A 20,481-nucleotide genomic window follows, 5' to 3' on the forward strand; every position below is an offset into this window, starting at 1 on the left:
TTATGCGTAGGTGCGAATGGGCATAAGGAGGAGCCGGAACGCCTGCGAATCCTCGCCTTCCTCCTCGCTTTGTCCAGTGATGATGGCCGGCTTTGTGGGGTGGGTGAAGGAGAGACGCACGTAGTCTGAGGTGAGCGCGCCAAAACCTGTTTTCAAAAAGTCCGGATTGAACGCCATGGTGATGGGCTCCCCGGTGAGGTGGGCCTGCAGAGCCTCCGACGTCTGCGCGTTCTCGTCATGACCCGCGGTCAGTACCAGGCTCTCATCCTCAAGCGATAGCCGCACGGCGGAGTTACGCTCCACCACCAGGCTGGCGCGCTTGAGGGCATCAAGCACATCGTGTCGGTTCATGACGGCATAGCCGGTGCTTTCCTTGGGGAATAGACCGCGCACCTGCGGGTAGTCCCCGTCAATAAGCCGCGCCACGCTGGTACGCCCGGCCGCCTCAAAACCAATGAGGCCGGTACGCCCGCCGGAATCGATCGTCATGCGCACATCCCCCACGGATCCCAGTCCCTTAGAAATATCCGCAAGGCGTCCGGCGTGCACTAGAACGCGCGCCTTGAAGTCTGGCTGCTCCGGCTTCCACGTCAGGTCCACCACCGCGAGGCGGTAGCGGTCCGTGGCCATGAGTGAAATGTGCTCGCCCTCAATCTCCATGCACACGGACACCAGCAGCGGCAGCGTGTCGTCACGCGATGCGGCTGTCACCACCTGAGAAACAGCCTGCTTCCATTCGGCGCCATCCACGATGCCGGATACGCCGCCCAATTCCGGCTGGTCCGGATAGTCAGCCAACTCCATGGACTGCATGGACATGCGGGATGTACCGCAGGTGAGTTCCAGCTTCGGACCGTTCGTGGTGAGGTCCACCGGTTTGTTGGGGAGCGCGCTGACAAAACTGGCAAGTAGGTGGCCGTTCACCAGGATTTCTCCCGGTTCATCGACGGCTGCCTCGATGGAGGCCGTCGATGACATTTCCGGATCATATGCGCCCAGGGTCACTGCGCCGTCACTGGTCGCCTGCAATTTCATGCCCGCCAGGATTGGCAGAGCTGGACGCGGCGGGATGGTGTGCGCAGTCCAGTTCACCGCATCCGCGAAAACATCATGTTCAATCCGCAGCTTCACAGCCTTCGGCCTCCCTCGTAATGACAACTGCCCTCACTTTACGCGAGAGCCTCGCTTACCGCTGCTGGCTGTGAAGTGTTCGGTCATTTCGCCACCTGTGCACCGAGTTCTACGTGCGTTTTTGTAATTACGTTGCGTGTAATTACAAAGCTTGTCATTCAGTGTGAGCGCGGTGGCCCGGTTCGACGTCGGCGTCCGCGAGCAGTGCAGGTGCCGCCCGGACGTCATTGGTTGAGTAGTTATGTAGTAGTGGTAGTAGGTGCTGTGGACCCTGTGGATTCTTGTTCTAATCGGCTCCGGCAAGCCAAGAAGTCCTGTGGATGAACCTGTGGATGGAGCCGTGGATGATTTTCGCCTTCTGTGCATGAAACATTTTGCTCTTTTGGTGATCCACCGCGGAAAACTGACTGTCCGCAAGATTTCGATAATCTTCCACAGGCAATCCACCGTCCCTGTGGATAACTTTTCAGGGTGGAGACGCCGGCTCTGAGCAGCACATTCGGTTCGGTCTTTGCGGGCTTCGCGCCGGACAATTTGCCACCGGACAACTTGCCGGTGATGGCTCCTCAGCGGAGAAGCTTCTAGAGACGGTCTTTCGACTGCGCGTGGCGGGTTACCGGGTATGTTCCCCGTGTGTTATCAGCACTCTAAGCTACGGGGCACTGCGTATGCCCAGAAAAAATGGGATGCCCGGTACGAAACACGCGGGATGTCCAGTATGGGACAGGACATATGAGCCGCTACATACTACGGGACGCTACGGCATCGTGCGGGGCAATTTCTTCGAGCAACTATGCCGTCTGCTGCGTGGCGGCCTGCTTGATGCGGACGGAGAGCTCGGACACCTGGTTATAGGTGGTCTGCTTCTCGGCCATCTGCTTGTCGATCTTGCGGTACGCATGCATCACGGTGGTGTGATCGCGGCCCCCGAATATCTCGCCGATCTTGGGGAGAGAAAGGCTGGTCATCTCGCGGCACAGGTACATGGCAATCTGGCGCGCGGTGACGATTGAGCGGGAACGATCCGGCCCCGTAATTTCATCAAGGGATACCTGGAAGTACGTGGCCGTTTGCGTCATGATGACGGACGGCGTGATTTCTACGCTATCCGGATTGGCGATGAGGTCCTTGAGCACCATTTTTGCCAGGGTGAGTGACACCGGTTCCTTGGTGAGATCCGCGAAGGCCGTGACGCGGCGGAGTGCTCCCTCCATTTCGCGTACATTCGTGGTCATATTGGATGCGATGAACTCCATGACGTCACGCGGCACGGTGATGCGATCGGCCGCGGCCTTCTTACCGAGAATCGCGATGCGCGTTTCAAGGTTTGGCCGGTCAATGGCGGCTACTACGCCGGAACTGAACCGCGAGAGCATGCGCTCCTCAAAGCCGTTGAGCAGATTCGGCGCCACATCACTGGTAATCACAATCTGCTTGTTCGCCATGGTGAGCGTATTGAATGTATGGAAGAACTCCTGCACGGTGGATTCGCGGCTGCCGATGAACTGGATATCGTCGATAAGGAGAACGTCCACGTTGCGGAACGTTTTCTTAAACTCCAGCCGGGTGTCATCACGCAGCGAGTTAATGAATAGAGTGGTGAACTCATCCGCGGATATATAGCGCACTTTTCTATTGGGATACAGCGAAAGCGTGTAGTTGCCGATGGCGTGCATGAGGTGTGTTTTCCCCATGCCGGAATCCGAATAAAGAAAGAGCGGGTTGTACGTGGTGCCGGGAGATTCGGCCACGGCCAGCGCGGTGGCACTGGCGAAACGATTGGACTCGCCCACCACGAAATTATCAAAGGTGTACTTCGCGTTTAACCCGGCGGCCTTTGAGCGCTCGAGGAACTCGGCGTCGTTCTGGTTACCGAACGAGGAATCCTTCATCTCCGTGTACCCCGCCGGCTGCGCTACCGCAACCAGACCTTGCTGGGGTTGCTGAGCGGGAGGCTGCTGGGGTGCGCGCTGTTCCCTCATGCGCTGGTCAATTTGTTCCGCGACCCGCTGCGCCACGGGCTGTTCGGTCTGCGGCGCTGATTGATCGGACTGATAGTCACGTGAGGCTGGCTTCGCTGTCTGTATTCGCTGCGGGGTATCGCCGTTTTCGTACGACGCCGCCTCGCCCCGCTGTTCGCGGCTGCGGCGGTAGTGGTTATCCGCCGCAGTAAAAGCGACGTCCTGTGGCTGAGTAGAGCGCTGCGAACCGTCAGGAGCTTTTCGGTGAGCAAAGTGCGCGGCGGCCGCGGCTCTATAACTGCCGGGGCGCGGGGCATCCGTGGAGCCGGAACCATCGGATACGGAGTATTCGGCATCCGATGGTTCTGCGTATGAACTCTTATCTGAAGAAAGATCGGTAGCGGATGAGGAGATATCAGCTGCCGCGGAATCAGACGGATAATCTACATAGCTTTGCTGTGGGTGAGGTGTCTGTTCCTGCCGGTGGAGCTCGCTGTAGCGATCATCAAAGCTTGAGGTCCCTCGCGCCGGGGCAGGGTCGTCATGATCCTCTGATGGTTGATCGTTAACGGAGGGGTCAACCGATATAGAAATAGTGACCTGACGCCCCAGGATCGCCGAGAGCATATCTGTCATTTGCTGCGTGAGATGAGTCTCCACCCACGTCTTCACGAAATCAGAACCGACAGCTACCAGGAAGGTGCCATCCACGGTAGCAATCGGGTACACCATGCGGGCAAATGCCGTCTGTGAATCCGAGAGCGCATGATCCATGCGCAGCAGCTCAAGCGCGGCATTCCACGCATCGCGTGCCGGATTCATCGCTCCCATTCACCCTCCTGTGGACAACTCGTAGGCGGTTGGGGAAAGCGTGTGGATTCGCGCATTCATGCCCGCGGGTATAAAAAAGATGTACCTATCGTAGGGGATTCATGCGTAGCGCGGGAGTGAGTTATCCACAGCTTTGTGCACAACTGTGGAAATTACAGGCATGTTATTAACAGGCTGATTATGGCTAATTTGCTGCCATTCCTCCGGTGTGGCGCAACTGTCCACATCTGTGCATTTCTTCAGCGTGACCCTAGCTTGTGTCCTTCGTCACTAACCAGCGGCGAGCGAGAGGCGTGATATGAGGCTCAGAAGGGCGGGAACGCATTGACCTGTTGCGGGTTTCTCACCTAGAGTTCTGTGGTCAATGCGTGGGCACCCCTCACGCCGTCAGGAGGCGATGAGCCTCATCCAACTTTCGGGAGGCACACCGTGGTCAAGCGGACTTTCCAGCCGAACAATCGGCGTCGTGCCAAGGTGCACGGTTTTCGTAAGCGTATGAGCACGCGCGCTGGACGCGCTGTGCTCGCGGCCCGGCGCCGCAAGGGGCGCGCGAAGCTCTCCGCGTAGTGCTTTCCGCGCCAAACAGGATGCGCTCCGGTGAGGAGTTTCGCGCTGCCCTTCGGGGTGCGCGAGGCAAGTCGGGGCGCATGCTGGTAGCTATTGCCAGTACAACCGATCCGCATCCTGTGCGGGTCGGTTTCCGTGTTTCTAAGGCTGTAGGAAACTCCGTGGTGCGTCATCGCGTCTACCGGCAGCTACGCCATCTGGTGCGCGCCCGGCTGGACGCATTTAAGCCCGGGGAGCTGGTGGTGGTACGCGCATTTCCGCGTGCCGCTGGATCCACCTCGGCCGAACTTGAAGCGGACCTTGATACCGCTATCCGAAGCGCACGTAAGAAGGCAATGCGGCGTAGCGATCGATACGCGGATAACCCGAACCGGAACGTAAGCGGGGCTGCGGGGCGTGGCGGCGTCGAACAGAAACCAGCCGGTGACGGTGTCAAAGGCCACGCGGATGAAAACGGCGTCGAACAAAGCGAACGCCGTCGGAGTAACGGGAAGGCGTGAATGAGCGCGCTCACCGCGTTTCCGGAGCTTCTCATTCGCGGCTACCAGAAATATCTCTCACCGGGGCTGCCGCCGCGATGTCGCTATGCGCCCACGTGCTCCCAATACGCGCTCGAGGCCTTGCGGGTGCACGGGCTATTTAAAGGTACAATTTTGGCAGCTTGGCGGTTGCTTCGGTGTAATCCGTTCTCTCGGGGCGGCGTGGATCGGGTACCGGCACGCGGCCAGTGGCCTACGAAGCCCTTAGATCTTGACGGGCTCATGGAACTGTACAAAGAAGAAGACGCCCAGCATCACGGGCGAGCTACGGAGTAAGTGTTGGATACAATCCTTTACCCCATTATGTGGGTGATCGCGTGGATTATGTACGGCATCCACGAGGGCCTGGTGGCACTGGGTATGGACAGCGGTGCCGGGCCGGCGTGGGTTTTCGCCATCCTCGGCCTCACCGTGGTGGTGCGTCTATGCATTCTTCCGCTGTACAACAAGCAGATTAAGGCTTCGCGCAATATGCAGGCGCTGCAGCCCGAAATGATGAAAATTCAGCGGAAATACAAGGGCAAGCGGGATCAGATCTCCATGCAGCGTCAGCAGGAAGAACTGCAGGCGCTCTACAAGAAGCATGATGCCTCCCCGTTCGCGTCCTGCCTTCCGTTGATTATTCAGATGCCGGTGCTGTTTGCGCTCTATCGTGTGCTCATTGCGTTCCCCAGCCTGGCCACTGGATCGTGGAGCAGGGACACGCTTGGGCCTATCACCAAGCAGATCGCGCAGCACTTTGAAAACTCCACGGTGTTTGGCGCGCCGCTTTCGGCGTCGTTCACTTCAGCGCCTCACCTGCCCGGATACTCAGCCACAACTATTCGCGTGGTGGCCGGCGTGCTGGTGCTCATCATGATCTTTACGATGTACTGGACGCAGCGCCAGCTCATGAAGAAGAACATGCCGGAAATTGACCCGAGCGAGGGTAAGAATCCGGCGCAGCAGATGCAAAAGGTCATGCTGTACGGCTTCCCACTGCTCTACCTATTCTCCGGCGTGGCCTTCCCGATCGGTGTGCTCGTGTACTGGTGCGCCGGCAACCTTTGGAACATGGGGCAGCAGTCCTGGTTTATCCGTAATAATCCCACGCCGGGCTCGAAGGCGTACAAGGAGCGCGAGGCGCGGCTGGCTGCGAAGCGGAAGCGCGCGGGACTCACCGAGGAAGAAGCGCAGGAGCTTGACGAGCGCGAGGCGCAGGGCGGCCAGCGCTACCAGCCGATGGGCAAGGAGCGGGCCAAGAAGGCCGGCATTGAGCAGCCGGCGGCGGAGCCGGCCAATGATGAGCCGGTGCGTGGTAAGGACGGACTCACGGATGAGGAGCGTGCCCGGAAGCGCTACGAGCGCCGCCAGGCCGAGCGTGCCCGCCGCAAGCAGAATAAGAACAAGAAGAACCGAAAGCACAACTAGCTAGCTGGAGAAATGATGGCAGAAGATGAGAAGGCGACCCTCGAACACGAGGGCGATATTGCCGCGGATTACCTGGAGGGACTGCTGGATATCGCGGACCTCGATGGGGACATCGAAATCTCCGTGGAGGGTGGCCGGCCCACGGTAGGTGTTGTGGTGGACGGCGAGCCGAGCGAGGCACTCCATCGGCTCATCGGCAAGGGAGGAAGCACCCTCAACTCTCTTCAGGATCTCACCCGCCTTGCTGTGCAGCAGCAGACGGGCGAGCGCTCCCGCGTGATGGTGGATATTGCCGGCTATCGCGAGCAGCGCCGCAAGGAGATTCGCGAGCTGGCCGAGCGTGCCATCGAAGAGGTACGTGCTACCGGCGACGAGATTGAGCTGGAAGCTATGAATCCGTTTGAGCGCAAGGTAGTGCACGACGCCGCAGCCGAAGCCGGGCTTCTCTCCGATTCCGAGGGGATGGGCCGGAAGCGTCACGTGGTGATTAAGCCCGCTGATGATTTCGATGCGGATGATGGCTACGAGGATGACGTTGATGAAGACTCCGCCGATCGTGCCGACGCGGAGTTTGAAGAGGCGGAACTGGGCGACGTGGACGGCGCCGATTACGATGATGCGGCCGACGACTCGGACGGTGAGTAGGCACCGGTGAGCGTGGAGCGACCGCCGGAGGGCGGAGCCGAACACTGGGGCGAGGAGGCATGGCAGCGTCTCCTCACGTTCGGCCGGATGCTGGAGGAACAGGGTAATGAGCGCGGGCTTATCGGTCCGCGCGAGCTGGAGCGCCTGTGGTCTCGGCACATTTTGAATTCTGCGGCGCCCATTGAATGGATCCCGCGGGATGCCAAGGTGGGGGATGTTGGGTCCGGGGCAGGCTTTCCCGGCGTGGTGATCGCTATTCTTCGGCCCGACGCCGAGGTGACCCTCATCGAGTCCATGGAGCGGCGTACCGAGTGGTTGCGTGAGGTTCGGAAAGAACTCAAACTAAAGAATCTTAAAATTCGGCAAACGCGCGCCGAGGACCTGCGCGGACATTTTCTTGCGGATGTCGTGACTGCGCGTGCAGTGGCGAATCTTAAGAAGCTGCTCCCGTGGGTGATGCCATTACTGCGGCCCGGTGGATCACTACTCGCGTTGAAGGGTAAACGGGCTGGTGAAGAAATCGACGCTGCTGGAAATCAGCTGCGCGCATATAAGGCTGCCTGGGCCGATGTTTATCCTGTGATGCCGTTTGGTACCGATGAAGAAACCTTCGTGGTGGAGGTTCGCAAGCTCGGATAGTTCACCTGGTTGCTCCCCGGGGTGGCGTGATCTGTGTGGGTGCCGCTCGTGTGGTTAGCGGGATGCTTCTCGTGTGTCGGCACTATTTCGCGCTGGCTCAGCTTTGTGGAGTATGTTGACCACGCGGTAGGTCGGTAGCCTGGTGCTTGGTAGCCTGGTGCTTGCGCGCCGAGGTGGCGTGGTCATTGGGCTTAATCTGGCGGCTTGCTCATTGTGGCGGTGTGATTACTGAACGCCTGACGGTGCAGGGCGTTTTCCGGGCGGTTCCTGAGTGGTTCGAAGCGAGGCAATCTGAAATGTTTCACGTGAAACAAAGAGGGGAATGTTTCACGTGAAACATTGAGCAGGTGGGGCGGTGCTGGCGGGTTGTAATGATTCGGCGGCAACTCTTCGAGGTCGAAATTTGTGTTGCTGTGTAGCTGGTGAGCGGTGTGGCTGATGAGCGAGTTTGAGTGTGCTATCACTTCGATAGTTCCGACCGCTCAATACCTCACGTTAAACAGGGTGGCTAGTGGGCGGTTGTTGATGTGTCCACAGGAAAAATTTGGGTGAGACTTTCCCCAGGACAATTATGTGTGGGCTGTGGCCGGTAGGATCGGAACGGTCGAGAGGGGGCGTGGAGCATGGATCCTCGCAAAATGAAGTCAAAGGATATGGAATCCACTTCGCGGTGGGATCGGCTTGGGGGCGCAGATAGTCCGCTAGCGAACGAACTTGCGCAAGACTTTGCACTACGTGACGAGGTGGAAGCCAAAGGTTTCGCACGCCCGAAGCAAACTCGTATCATCGCGGTCGCTAACCAGAAGGGTGGGGTTGGTAAGACCAGTACCGCAGTAAATCTTGCGGCGGCGCTTGCTCAGAACGGTATGTCCGTGCTCCTTGTTGATGCGGATCCACAGGCGAATGCGACCACGGCCTTAGGTGGGGCAGGTGATCGTGGCACGCTGTATGAAGTGCTTATGAAGCGCCGGCGCATGCGTGACGTTCTCGTGTTCAATGAGAAGATTCCGAACCTTGGTCTAGTTCCTTCGAGTATTAGCCTCTCCACGTCTGAACTTGAGTTATCGGCGCAGGATGATGGACGGATGCAGCTGCGCAACGCGTTGACTACGTATTTGAGTGATAGGCGTGCGCATGGCGAGGCGGTGGATTTCGTATTCATTGATTGCCCGCCGAGTATGTCGCTGCTTTCGATTAGCGCACTGGTGGCGGCTCAGGAGGTACTTATTCCGGTACAGGCGGAGTACTACGCTCTAGAAGGATTGAGCCAGTTACTCGCGACCATTGAGAGCGCGCGACAGATGGCAAATCCCGATCTGCGAGTGTCCACCATCATTCTCACCATGGTGGCAAAGAATACGAATCTCTCGGCAGAAGTGGCGCAAAACGTACGGCAGTACTTCCCGAATGAAACGCTTGAGACGGAGATCCCGCGATCGGTTCGGATTGCGGAAGCGCCATCGTATGGCGAAACGGTGATGACCTATGCGCCACGCTCGAGTGGGGCCATTGCATACCTTGCGGCAGCGCGTGAACTTTCGGAACGATCGGAGTAGTTGTATGGCACAGAAGAAGCGGCGGGGACTCGGTAGTGGTCTTGGGGCGCTTATCCCGGAATCGCAGCGGGAAAGTACGGATAGTCCGATTGATGTGTTCTTTGGTGGTGCACGTTCGAAGAAGCCGAGTAAGAAGCGTGCTGGGTCGGTAGCTGAGCGAAAGACTACGACGCAGCGTGGTGTGGATTTGTTTGGCAACGATGAGGGTAGCTTCGTTGACGCAGATAAAGATCCGTCCCGTACGGGTTCTGGGCGGTCAAATATGGGGGAGCGGACAGTCAATAGTCCGAGCGTGGACCCCGGGCAGAGTGCCACAACTACACCTGCCAAAGACGATGATGAAGCCATTGATCGTACTCAGGTAGAAGAAACGAATGTTTCACGTGAAACATCTGAGGATGGTTCGGGGCTTTCTGCTGAAACCGTTGAATCTATCGACGGCGAAGAGGCGATCGAATCTAGTGTTCGTGCTGTTTCGGCACCAGATAGGTTCAAGGACGAACAACTCTCCGGGGAAAAGGGTTCGCTAGGCAGTCGCAACGTCAATGTTTCACGTGAAACATTGACGGAGGGTGATCTAGTACCGGTACCGGGCGCAACATTTGCAGAGATTCCGCTCGACGCCATTATTCCTAATCGAGTGCAGCCTAGAAGCGTGTTCGATGAGGATGAGTTGGATGAGCTAGCTCAATCGCTTCGAGAAGTAGGCGTGCTGCAGCCTATTGTCGTACGGCCCCTGGCTGAGCCTGACTCAGCTCATCCAGATGCGCGATACGAACTCATTATGGGTGAACGACGGTGGCGGGCAGCGCGTCGCGCCGAGCTGGAGACGATCCCGGCGATTGTTCGACACACAGAACAGACCGATATGTTGCGCGACGCTTTGCTCGAGAATCTCCATCGTGCGCAACTCAATCCGCTAGAAGAAGCCGCTGCTTACCAGCAACTGCTTGAAGACTTTGATTGCACACAGGATGAACTCGCGAAGAAGATTGCGCGATCTCGTCCTCAGATTGCAAATACACTTCGGTTGCTGAAATTGCCGCCCCTGGTTCAACGGCGGGTAGCTGCGGGTGTGTTGACCGCGGGGCATGCACGTGCCTTACTAGGTTTGACTGATCCGGCCGCTATGGAACGGTTAGCGCAACGGATTGTGGCTGAAGGTCTGTCTGTGCGACAAACCGAAGAAATTGTGGCACTGGATGGCGAAGCAATCGCGCATCACACACGGCGACGCCGCACGAAGCGATATGGCGCCGAACTGGGAGAGCTTTCTGGCCGGCTGGGTGAGCGGCTCAATACCAAAGTGACGGTCAGTATGGGAATGCGCAAGGGATCCATCAAGGTGGACTTTGCGAACATTGAGGATCTCAATCGTATCCTCGACGTATTGGTACCTGGAGAATCGGTAATCACGAATTCAACGGAAGACCCTGAGTAACGGTAGTTCGTTCCTGTGTGGATCGAACGCTTTAAGAGGCATGCGAATGCGGTGACTGTTGGTTCAATAACCTGGTCTACTCGACGCTTCCTAGTAGCAGCCGAATCTCGAAGTTGTTATATCAGCGCGACACTACAGAGGAAAGGCGCCGGCGGACGAAAATACAATCGTCCACCGGCGCCCGGGGTGGTGCCGCACTATTCCTTTAGTCTGATTAGTCCTCAACTTCTTGGATATGCACATATGCGCCGTGAACAATTGAGGCGTAAATATCGCGTGTCTCAAGTCCGTGCTCGTGGGCGTAGTCCGATGCGGCCAAGGGGAGCAGTGACGTTTCGGTCATGCCCGGCGCGATATTGATGTCAATGAGCACGGGGCCACGCTCGCCAAGGATGTAATCAATTCGCGCCAAGTCTCTCAATCCGAGTGCGCGGAATGCAGCAGTTGCGGAATCGCGCAGTGCCTCCTGCTCTGTTTCCGTGAGGTCGGCCGGAATATAGTACTCGGCACGCCCGGGTTGGTAACGAGCCTCGTAGTCATAGAGCCCTTCCGAAACTTGGATTTCAACGGGAGGAAGCACAACAAGCTCACCGTCGATCTCCACCAGGCTGACAGCGATCTCTCGTCCGCTCACGAACTCTTCAAGATGTGCCTCAGGATAGTAGGCGAAGCAATCCACCATGGCTCGCGGAAGATCAGCGACTGAATCTACCGCCGTGACGCCGAGTGAGGAACCGCCGACCGCTGGTTTCGTGACCAGTGGTAAGCCGAAGTTCTCTTCAATGAGGCTAAGCATTCCGGTAACGCCCACTTCTCTAAAGAGCGCCTCCGGAATCGAGAGGGACCGCGGTACCTGGATGTTGCGATCGCGGAGGAGAGATTGGGCTACCGTCTTATTAGATGCCAAACGTGCAGCGATCGTTGTGGATCCGATGTACGGAATACCGGAGAGTTCGAGGAGGGACTGAATGGCTCCATCTTCACCGGTGACGCCATGGACTAGGGGCCACGCGAGGGTTGGTGACATCGAATTGAGACGAGCCAGCAGGTTGCCGTCTACGTCTAATACTTTGGTTTGAAATCCTGCTTCGCGAAAATCGGATGCCACCCGGCGAGCGGAACGCAGCGAGACGGAACGCTCGTGGGTGAATCCTCCTGCCAAGATGGCAACGGTAATTGGGGTAGTCATGACAATCCTTTGGGTAAACGACAGTGTGTTTGCTTGGCTAGTGGCTAGTGGCTAGTGGCTAGTGGCTAGTGGGTTGAAGTGCGATGCGTGTTTCACGTGAAACATTCGAGGTCGCCCGGTGAATACTTCGGTGATGAGCATGGCAAGACTGTCAGCGCATATCGTGCGCCGCTAACTTAATAAAGCTATACGAACCCAGTTCGTCAGCCCCACTATCTAATTCGCGAGCCTCGATGCGCATCTCTGATCAATCTCGCGGGGCATCATTTGCGGATATATCCCGCTGTTCATGATCCGTGCCAAACAGCTCGGCCAACTCCGCTTCCGCCGAAACGACTTCACCGAGCCGGCGAACCCCCTCGATGATCTGTTCCTCGGTGGGGTAGCAGAAGGAGAGCCGCATATGATCGCCTCCTTGACCATCCGCGTAGAACGCGGTGCCAGACACGTAGGCCACCAGGTGTGTCACAGCCCGGGGAAGCATGGCGTGTGCATCAAGTCCTCCGGGAAGTTTCACCCAGGTGTAGAATCCGCCTGTCGGCGTATTCCACTGGCACATGGGAAGGTACTTGGAGAGGGCATTCTGCATGGCCTCGCCGCGGCTCCGATACATCGTGCGGTAGGAACTGATCTGTCCATACCAGTCGTAGGTGCGTAGGTATTCGGCAATGGCCAACTGTCCGAACTTATTCGGGCAGAGAATTGCATTTTCATTAGCGAGCGTAATACGTGCGCTAACGGCCGAGGGGGCGAGTGCCCATCCGATTCGAAATCCCGGTGCAAAGGTCTTAGAAAAACTGCCGAGGTATACCACGCCGTCGGGATTGAGTGACTGTAACGCGGGGAGTGGATCGCCGTCGAATCCAAGTAGTCCGTACGGATTATCCTCAACGATCAGTACGTGATGGCGCTGGCAAATCTCAACGATCTGCGGCCGTCGCTCCGCGCTCAGTGACACGCCCGCCGGATTATGGAAGTTCGGGATTGTGTAGAGGAATTTAATGGGACGACCCTCGGCCTCAAGCTTCACGATGGTCGATTCGAGTGCCTCCGGAATGAGTCCGTTTGCGTCGAGTGGCACGTGAACCACGCTGGCCTGATACGTTCGGAACGTCCCCAGTGCGCCAACGTAGGAAAGCGCTTCCGCCAGAATTACGTCGCCGGGATTAATGAAGATTTCTGTGATGAGATCGAGCGCCTGCTGGCTGCCGGTTGTAATCGTGATGTCATCGGGATGGCCGTGAATACCGTCCGGCCGCATGACCTCGGCAATCATTTCGCGTAGCGATTCCTCGCCTTGGCCACCGCCGTATTGCAGGGCGGCGGTGCCGTGCTCGCGTACCAGCTTGGCCATCATGTTCGCTAGAAAGTCGAGCGGAAGGCCCGCAATATTGGGCATACCGCCTGCCAGTGACACCACCTCCGGCCGGCTTGCCACGGCAAAGAGACTTCGGACCTCCGATTGCAGCATTCCCAGTGCGCGATCCGCGTACACGTTGTACCACGGGTCCATTCGCGTTGCTTGAGTGCGAGACATGCTCCTCCTTTCCGAGAACACCTTGGAAATCCTGCCACAGCTGGTGACACGGCGGGTGGAGCAGCCGTACCTCGGAATATGGGGAATGGTCGGAAAATCTACGTATGGTACGACGCCGCTGCGCTTACGTAGTAAATTTACCGGGGTTGTTCGTGGAAGAACTCTGTGGTGGAACCAGGCTGGATGTGAAGGGTTTCGTTTTCCCGGATTTACCTGGCTGGTTTCCGGGGGCCTCGCGTCAGACTCTTTACCGACTAATCCGTTTCGGGTTTCCCAGCGAAAACCGCAAGCAGTTTCCGGCGAATCTCAAGTTTGGGCATCATGCCCTCAAAACGCGCGCACTCGTTTCCCTGCTCGTCCAACGCCACGATGGTGGGTACCCACCGCAAGGTGGGAATAACAGCGGCAAGAGAGGGGTCCGCGGGAGTATCGCCCGGCTCGGTGCCCTCGATTGTCTCAGCGCCACCAAGGTCAATCGCCGCACCCGCAATTTTCACGCCGGGCGCAAGGCGTGCCATATCGATGAGTGTCTCTTCAAAAATACGACTCATGGGTGCCGTAGGAGGGGACCAGGCTGCGCCGAAGAATGCCAACGTATAGTGCGGCCGCGTTTCAGAGGATTCGGCCGCACCAGACAATGACTCCTGCTTTACTCGGCCGAATTTCCAGTGCTGGCAGCGGCACTATTGGCGGATAGCGCCGTATCACCAATGACGGCGCTATCCGGCTGGGAGGCATTGTCCTTTGCCTGCCCGTTCTCCGCCGTCTGCGTATCGCTCGCCGCCGGTGTGCCACCCGTTGTCTGCCCGTCAGCAGAGTTCTGCCCGTCAGCAAGGCTCTGTCTCGCAGCGAGGGCCAGCGCCGACTGCTGCTCAAGATAGTGCTGCGCGTCAAGAGCTGCGCGCGCACCGGTACCCGCGGCGGTGATGGCCTGGCAGTACACGTGATCTACCACGTCCCCGGCGGCGAATACGCCGGGCAGGGAGGTGGCCGTGCCGGGTTCCTGCACCACGATGTAGCCGTGATCATCCAGCTGCACCTGGCCGCCCAGAATGTCCGTGCGAGGCTCCTGACCGATGGCAACGAATACGCCGCCCACCGGCAGGGTGTGCTCTTCGCCCGTCTGGGTGTCGCGTAGCACCACCGCGTTGGCCGAACCACCATCTTCGCCCAGGATATCCACCACCTGGGAATTCCAGTGCATTTCCACTTTCGGGTCCGCCAGCAGCCGGTCCGCCATGATTTTGGATGCGCGGAGCTCATCCCGCCGGTGAATGACGTGCACCTTGCTGGCGAAGCGGGTGAGGAACAGGGCGTCCGTGACGGCCGAATCGCCCCCGCCCACCACGGCGATCTCCTGGTCCTTGAAGAAGAAACCATCGCAGGTGGCACAGTAGGAGACGCCGCGGGCGGAGAACTGCGCCTCGCCATCCAGGCCCAACTTCCGGTACGCGGAACCGAGCGACAGAATGACCGTGCGGGCGCGATATACGGCGTCGTCATCGGTGCGCAGCACCTTGACGTCACCCTCCAGTTGGAAGTCCGTGACGTCCTCGTAGATCATTTCAGCGCCGAATTTTTCGGCCTGCTCCTGCATCTTGGTCATGAGGTCGGGGCCGAAAATGCCCTCGGGGAAGCCCGGGAAGTTCTCCACGGTGGTGGTGCGCATAAGGGCGCCACCGGCGTCGATTGCACCGCCGATCACCAGGGGATTGAGGCCTGCGCGCGCGGCGTAGAGGGCCGCGGTCCAGCCCGCCGGGCCGGAGCCAACAATGATGACATCCCGAATTTCTTCGCTCATGGCTTCCTTTCCTTCGGCACCGGGTATTCCCGGCCCTATTCGACGCCGCACTCGAGCGCCGTCGCTTACGCAACCATATTTGACCGGCCGGTATTCTGTGGCATTCAACGTTAGAAGCGCGCTGCCCGCAACGTGCGTCGCTAACAGTGCGGGCGCCGCTGGTAGCGCGGGCGGCTAGCGGCGGCTGGATACTTTCCGGCGAAGTGACGGCCGGCGCAAGCAGCCGGCCTCATAAGCAGCCGCTCACGCGACGCACGGCCATCCTACTTAACCGTGATCTCCGAAATATCCAGCTGGTACTTGCCCTCGGCATTGGTGGGCAGGTCTGTGACCCAGAGAATAATTGTGTCTGTGGTAATCGGGCTGGAGGCGGTGAGGGTGGTGTCCCCATTCATCGACCCCTCGGCCAACACGGTGCCAGCATTGGGCGCGTCTGCGGTGGTGTCACGCCACTGGATATTTCCGCCGCTACCCTGCACACCCAGCGTGACCGAGCTGACCTGCGCCGGCGCGCTGAGCTTGATCGCGAACCCCATGCCTTCCTTGACCAGGCCGAACTTGGAGTTACGCAGGTAGTAGTAGGTGGAATACACCGTACTTGGATCGCCGTCCACCAGGAGTCCCGCCGTCCCGGGCGAATCCTGGTTGGGATCCGTGGTGAGCGGGTTGAGTACCGTTGCCGATGCGATCGACGCCGTCGCGGCCGCGGTAGGTGAAGGCGTTGCGGAGGGCGTATCCGACGCCGCACTGGTTCCGGGCGCCGAGATCGTGGGTTTCGTAATATTCGGCTGCGCAAGCGGACGGAGCAGTGAGGTCACAGCCCACACGCCGAGCAGGACCACCAGCAGAATCGAACCGACCAGCACAATCCAGGACGGGTTGAAGAGACGTTCGCCGCGTGCATTCTTCGGATAATCGCGTTTGTTGGGGCGGGCAGGATGCGTGGGGCGTGCGCCAGAAGCTGCGGGCTGACTTGCACCCATGCGTTCAGCCACGGGCTTGCGGGTGGGGTGGGTGGCTCGGTCCGACGCCGTCGTACGAACGGAAGCGGGCTGTCCTCCAGGTGTACCCGCGTGCGAATCAGCCGCACGGTTGGGTGCGGAGGCCGGGCTGGATACGGATGCGGTGACCGGCGTGAACACGGCCGTGGGCGCGCCAGTGGCGTCCTCGGTATCGGTGCGCTGATTTTGTGCTGCACCGTCGTGAGTGGCGGCCGAGGCATTCGCGCGATCTTGGGTGCCGGGGGCAGCCTCCGCTGGAGTGGTGCCTGCAGCCTGAAGCGTGTCAGCTGCGCGAGTCTGGATAACGGGTAGCTGCGCGGTGTGTACGGGACTATCCGTGGTGTGCCAATGCGGATGCAGGTCCACCGGTGCCACGGGGACGATACCCAGTTCCGTGTCCGGGTTGCCCGCGCTGCCGCCCACTGCGGGAAGCACCGGCTGGGACATAGATTCTGTGGCGCTGGAATCGGTACCTGCCGCGCCATCGTCCGCATCGTCAGCAGGCTGGCCGGCAGCGGATTGGGCCTTCCTCGTCTGTTCTGCCAGCGCCTCCGCCCTCCCCGCGGCGGCTGCCTGCTCCGCCGTGAATCCAGGCCAGCGGTTCGGGTTGAGCCGCGCCGCGCGTGTCTCGGCAATGACGGCGGGATTTACCGCCTCCCAGGGGGCCAGGACGCGCACCACCTCACCCGGGGAGAGGAGACCTAGGGCGGACCTGGCGCGGTCCATGAGCACGGTGGCCGCACCGGACAAATTTATGTCCGCGGCTTCCTTCAGGACGTTTTCGCTGGTGTGGCCCACCACGAGGGAGGCGAAGAAGGTGGCGAGGCCCTGTGCTTCCGCTTTATCGGCTTCCGCGAAGGTCAGGCTGGATGTGTCCACGCCCGCCAGGACGGCGCGCATGCCCACCCCATCCAGATATACCTCGCCCTGATCGCCAACACGCACCAGGGTGGCGTCCATGGCCAGGTGGCGAATACCGCGCACCGCAATGGAAGAAATAATGGAGGCCACCTCGCCGGTCACGGCGGCTGCCTGCTCCGGCGCCATCGGCTGGCCGCCGGTGAGTGCGGATAGCGGGGTGCCCAGCGGTAATTCGGTGACCACAAAATCGGCGCCGACGGAAAGAATCTGGACCACACGTCCGTCGTCGATGAGGGAGGCGCGCCGCGCGGCATCCAGCACCTCAGCGCGCCGCGGTACATTGCCGAGCGCAATGATACGCACGGAGCGATCCAACACTTCGTCCACGGCGTACCACTGGGTGACTTCGGGTAGCCCGTACTGCTCGGGGAACAATTCGACCAGCTGGTAACGGCTAGCCAGTCGATCCCCCACGCGTCCGATGGTATCCACGCGTCCTCCTTCAATTCGCGGCCATCATACCGACAACGGCACGCGCGGGTGTGTATTCCGTGCGACGCCGGCCGAGATCTCCTGGGCATCACCGCGGGGCGTGCAGCTGGAGGGAATGGCTCGCTGAACTAGAGGGTGGCGTTTCGCGGTTCAAGCGGAGCGGTGGACACCGGCTGTGAACGACGGCCCTTCCGCATGGACTGCACTACGCCGAATACCAGCACGCCGGCCACAATGACCGCGCCAACAAGCATGCCGGTGGACTCCCAGGTGGAGCGCACGCGTACCGTGATTTCCTGGCTACTCCCTAGTTGCTCCCCGCTACTGTTGCTCACGCTGCCGCGCACGGTGAGATTGCCGGAGCCGGCCGCGCGAATGGGGACGGAGGCGCTCAATGTGGAGGCGGGCGGAACGGTGAGCGTAACCGAATCCTGCGGGTCAATACGGAGGTCCGGGGCCGTGAGCGTCACGTTGACCGTCACCGGCATCGGTAAGAGGTTGCGCACATGTACCGGTAACTCGGTATTTTCGGCGATGACGTTGATGGGGGAGGAGGGGCGTACGGACACGGCGGAGGTGAGCCGGCGGCCCTCGACGACGACGGCGTTGCGGAGCTTGCCGCGGGTGGCGGTGGCGTCCCGAAGTGTTGTGGCGAGGGTGCGGTAGAGCGAGGCGTCGTTCGGACCGGTAATCACGGCCGGGTCCGCAAGGATGCTCGCCATTGCGGCGACGCCGGCGTGGGCATTCGCGACCGATTGCTGCTCGGTGGCCGTGGCCTCGCCGCTCTGAGCGGATGTGGCCGGTAGCGTTAATTCGCTGGTCGCTTCACTGTCCAGCAGTTCGGAGACGGTGGACGGCTGGATCCAGGGAGCGGACATGAGCGCCGCGATGGTGGCGCTCATGGATTCGGCGGAGAGCGCCGAATCCGCGCCGGCGCTGGCCGGCGCGTCCGCTCCCCATACGCGCTGATCGGGCCGGTCAACGGTGAGCAGTTGAGCCCGCTGGTCATTGGGCCGTTCGAGATATGCGGACGCGGAGAGCGCCAGCACCATCTGCCGCGCATCGAGTGCGCTGAGTGTCACCTTTGTTCCATCGGCGGTGAGCTGCCCGGCAAGCGCGGCCGACATCTGCGGATCCGCCACGAGAGCGTCCGTGGATGTGCTCGCTGCCGGCGTGCTTGCGGTGCTGCCGGCCGCCGGAGTAGTCGTGCTGTTTGCCGTGCCTGTTGCCGCCTCGTCCGTCGTCGTCCCGGAATCTGCGTTTCCATTGACAAGGCTGTGCGCGTCCGGCGTCCACCACATGTTTTGCGTGTAGGTGCCCTGATTCGCGCCGATAATCACGGCTTTCGTGCCCGCCTGAGTGGCTGCGGATACCGTGGCCGCGTCAGCATTTTGCGGCAGCAGCGCCACATCCGTGCGCCCCGGAATGCTTCGGGCAGCCGTCGCGGCGATCGTGGTGGCCGACGTGAGTAGTGTCCCGTTACCCGCGTGCGTGAGGGCTGCCGCATCGGCGTCGCCGGCGGGAAGGTAGAGCACCTCATTCGTATCGGAGGTGGCGAAGGGGACTAGTGCGGCACGGTAGGGCGAATATGTGTCGGTACTGCGCCCATTGCGGGCCGTTTTTCCACTACCGGACGCGGTGGTGGCAGTAAACAGGGGATCCACAGCCGCCGTGACTCCGGGCTGGGTGAGCGTGGACAATAAATCGGTGAGGCGGCTGGCCGGTTCACCGGACCACGCCTCGCCCTCCGCTGCCTGGTTGACGCCAGCCCACGTGCCGGGCAGAGCGGACAATTCTGCGGCCGATGGCACTACAGGCACCACCACGCCCGCACGTGTGGGCGTGACAGACGTGGGTGCGGCCACCACCACGGAACGATCAGACACCGCCGTGCCCTCCGCCAGTACGGTCACCTGGATACCGTGGGGACCCCACGATTGCGTTGACCACCGCAGATCAGCGCGGGGCACGGTGAAGCTAAGCGTGACGGATTTTCCGGCGGGAACTTTCCTATCGCTGGTTTGCTGTGCCACCGTGGCGAGTTGCGCGCGCCCATCCGCTAGGAAACGCAGCAGGGCCGTGCGGTTTGAGGGCACGCGCGGCTGTGCCTCCAGGGTGGCGGAACTAAGCGTGACCGGATCCCCGCTACCGTTGTGCACGGTAGCCGTGACAGATAAATCCTGGTCCGGCTGCAAAAGCGCATCCCCCACGGAGGTGACGGTGACCGTGAGACTGCCCGTATCCGCCCGCGCGGGCACGGCCATGAGGCCGGCACCCGGTGCGGTGACAAACAGAAGAATCATCGCGGTGAGGGCCAACAGCACGCGGCGTGACATTTAGTCCTCGCCTCCCAGGATCTGCAGTGCGGAGGCAATAATGCGGCGCTCATTGGGGTAGGCCAGGCGTCCACTCACCCTGTCCAACCGCACCCATTCGGCGCGTTCAGCCTCATGATCCGGATCGTTGTCCACCGTGATGGAGCCGGAAAGCGCCTCCATAAGAAAATGGTGGACCACCTTGTGGACGCGGTGATCCGTACCGGAGAACCAATAATCAATGGAGGCGAGATGCATGAGCACGCGCCCCGTAATGCCGGTTTCTTCCGCCACCTCGCGTACCGCCGCCTCCCGCGCGGTTTCCCGGCCCTCCAGGTGGCCTTTTGGCAGGCACCACTCCAGCCGGCCTCCCCGGTTACGCCGGGCGATGACAGCCAGGTAGGCGCGGCCATCCTTAACGGCGACTACTACGCCGCCGGCGCTCGTTTCATTCACTACGGGTAGGGCGTGACGGCGCTCCCGGGCGCGCCGGGACCTACCGGCGATCTTCCCCGCGAGGTTCGAGGGGAGGAGAGCATCTTGAGACATGCCTCAAACATAACAG

At 60.2% G+C, this 20,481-nt stretch carries 16 protein-coding genes and 1 pseudogene; 8 read left to right on the forward strand and 9 right to left on the reverse strand.

From position 1 onward, the window contains the following. The gene (dnaN, locus tag EIH27_RS07050) at positions 1-1,131 is read right to left on the reverse strand and encodes a DNA polymerase III subunit beta (protein WP_124040288.1); all 1,131 of its coding nucleotides are present in this window, start codon (positions 1,129-1,131) and stop codon (positions 1-3) included. Between the two features lie 791 nt (positions 1,132-1,922). Then, positions 1,923-3,923, reverse strand: a complete 2,001-nt coding sequence (gene dnaA, locus EIH27_RS07055; protein WP_124040289.1) for a chromosomal replication initiator protein DnaA — start codon at positions 3,921-3,923, stop codon at positions 1,923-1,925. Positions 3,924-4,352: 429 nt separating this feature from the next. On the opposite strand from dnaA, the gene rpmH reads away from it, so the two are divergent. From rpmH to EIH27_RS07095, 8 genes are all read left to right on the forward strand, one after another. Further along, entirely contained in the window at positions 4,353-4,490 is a 138-nt protein-coding gene (gene rpmH / locus EIH27_RS07060) for a 50S ribosomal protein L34 (RefSeq protein ID WP_124040290.1), read from the forward strand. Next, entirely contained in the window at positions 4,490-4,990 is a 501-nt protein-coding gene (rnpA, locus tag EIH27_RS07065; protein ID WP_124040291.1) for a ribonuclease P protein component, read from the forward strand. Before rpmH ends, rnpA begins: the two co-directional genes overlap by 1 nt. Next, positions 4,991-5,305 (forward strand): membrane protein insertion efficiency factor YidD, encoded by a 315-nt coding sequence (yidD, locus tag EIH27_RS07070; RefSeq protein ID WP_124040292.1) that lies wholly within the window; start codon positions 4,991-4,993, stop codon positions 5,303-5,305. A 3-nt stretch (positions 5,306-5,308) separates the two neighbouring features. Continuing rightward, on the forward strand, positions 5,309-6,439 hold the full coding sequence (gene yidC, locus EIH27_RS07075; protein ID WP_124040293.1) for a membrane protein insertase YidC: 1,131 nt from the start codon (positions 5,309-5,311) through the stop codon (positions 6,437-6,439). Positions 6,440-6,451: 12 nt separating this feature from the next. Continuing rightward, the gene (locus EIH27_RS07080) at positions 6,452-7,084 is read left to right on the forward strand and encodes a Jag family protein (protein WP_241153021.1); all 633 of its coding nucleotides are present in this window, start codon (positions 6,452-6,454) and stop codon (positions 7,082-7,084) included. Between the two features lie 6 nt (positions 7,085-7,090). Beyond that, the gene (rsmG, locus tag EIH27_RS07085) at positions 7,091-7,723 is read left to right on the forward strand and encodes a 16S rRNA (guanine(527)-N(7))-methyltransferase RsmG (RefSeq protein WP_241153022.1); all 633 of its coding nucleotides are present in this window, start codon (positions 7,091-7,093) and stop codon (positions 7,721-7,723) included. A 638-nt stretch (positions 7,724-8,361) separates the two neighbouring features. Continuing rightward, entirely contained in the window at positions 8,362-9,279 is a 918-nt protein-coding gene (locus EIH27_RS07090) for a ParA family protein (RefSeq protein WP_124040429.1), read from the forward strand. 4 nt (positions 9,280-9,283) lie between these two features. Beyond that, entirely contained in the window at positions 9,284-10,720 is a 1,437-nt protein-coding gene (locus EIH27_RS07095; protein ID WP_124040294.1) for a ParB/RepB/Spo0J family partition protein, read from the forward strand. Positions 10,721-10,934: 214 nt separating this feature from the next. Here EIH27_RS07095 and EIH27_RS07100 read toward each other — a convergent pair whose 3' ends face one another. From EIH27_RS07100 to EIH27_RS07130, 7 genes and pseudogenes are all read right to left on the reverse strand, one after another. Beyond that, complete coding sequence (locus EIH27_RS07100) at positions 10,935-11,909, reverse strand: D-alanine--D-alanine ligase family protein (RefSeq protein ID WP_124040295.1); 975 nt, start codon at positions 11,907-11,909, stop codon at positions 10,935-10,937. A gap of 247 nt (positions 11,910-12,156) precedes the next feature. Beyond that, on the reverse strand, positions 12,157-13,446 hold the full coding sequence (locus tag EIH27_RS07105) for an aminotransferase-like domain-containing protein (protein ID WP_124040296.1): 1,290 nt from the start codon (positions 13,444-13,446) through the stop codon (positions 12,157-12,159). 254 nt (positions 13,447-13,700) lie between these two features. After that, positions 13,701-13,997: a hypothetical protein gene (locus EIH27_RS07110; protein WP_124040297.1), complete on the reverse strand. Its 297-nt coding sequence runs from the start codon at positions 13,995-13,997 to the stop codon at positions 13,701-13,703. A gap of 323 nt (positions 13,998-14,320) precedes the next feature. Continuing rightward, positions 14,321-15,247, reverse strand: a pseudogene (gene trxB / locus EIH27_RS07115) (thioredoxin-disulfide reductase); the annotation flags it as partial. A 263-nt stretch (positions 15,248-15,510) separates the two neighbouring features. Beyond that, complete coding sequence (locus EIH27_RS07120) at positions 15,511-17,601, reverse strand: protein kinase family protein (protein ID WP_124040299.1); 2,091 nt, start codon at positions 17,599-17,601, stop codon at positions 15,511-15,513. 128 nt (positions 17,602-17,729) lie between these two features. Then, positions 17,730-19,937, reverse strand: a complete 2,208-nt coding sequence (locus tag EIH27_RS07125; protein ID WP_124040300.1) for a DUF6049 family protein — start codon at positions 19,935-19,937, stop codon at positions 17,730-17,732. After that, complete coding sequence (locus EIH27_RS07130; protein WP_124040301.1) at positions 19,938-20,465, reverse strand: NUDIX hydrolase; 528 nt, start codon at positions 20,463-20,465, stop codon at positions 19,938-19,940. Positions 20,466-20,481 lie beyond the last annotated feature (16 nt).

This window comes from Neoactinobaculum massilliense (assembly GCF_900604955.1).
Taxonomy (GTDB): Bacteria; Actinomycetota; Actinomycetes; order Actinomycetales; family Actinomycetaceae; genus Neoactinobaculum; species Neoactinobaculum massilliense.

Bases quoted from the DNA above. Each gene is read 5' to 3' on its own strand.
- dnaA (WP_124040289.1), bottom strand. From the start codon at position 3,923: ATGGGAGCGATGAATCCGGCACGCGATGCGTGGAATGCCGCGCTTGAG.
- yidD (WP_124040292.1), top strand. From the start codon at position 4,991: ATGAGCGCGCTCACCGCGTTTCCGGAGCTTCTCATTCGCGGCTACCAG.
- EIH27_RS07080 (WP_241153021.1), top strand. From the start codon at position 6,452: ATGATGGCAGAAGATGAGAAGGCGACCCTCGAACACGAGGGCGATATT.
- EIH27_RS07090 (WP_124040429.1), top strand. From the start codon at position 8,362: ATGAAGTCAAAGGATATGGAATCCACTTCGCGGTGGGATCGGCTTGGG.
- EIH27_RS07095 (WP_124040294.1), top strand. From the start codon at position 9,284: ATGGCACAGAAGAAGCGGCGGGGACTCGGTAGTGGTCTTGGGGCGCTT.
- EIH27_RS07100 (WP_124040295.1), bottom strand. From the start codon at position 11,909: ATGACTACCCCAATTACCGTTGCCATCTTGGCAGGAGGATTCACCCAC.
- EIH27_RS07105 (WP_124040296.1), bottom strand. From the start codon at position 13,446: ATGTCTCGCACTCAAGCAACGCGAATGGACCCGTGGTACAACGTGTAC.
- EIH27_RS07110 (WP_124040297.1), bottom strand. From the start codon at position 13,997: ATGAGTCGTATTTTTGAAGAGACACTCATCGATATGGCACGCCTTGCG.
- EIH27_RS07125 (WP_124040300.1), bottom strand. From the start codon at position 19,937: ATGTCACGCCGCGTGCTGTTGGCCCTCACCGCGATGATTCTTCTGTTT.
- EIH27_RS07130 (WP_124040301.1), bottom strand. From the start codon at position 20,465: ATGTCTCAAGATGCTCTCCTCCCCTCGAACCTCGCGGGGAAGATCGCC.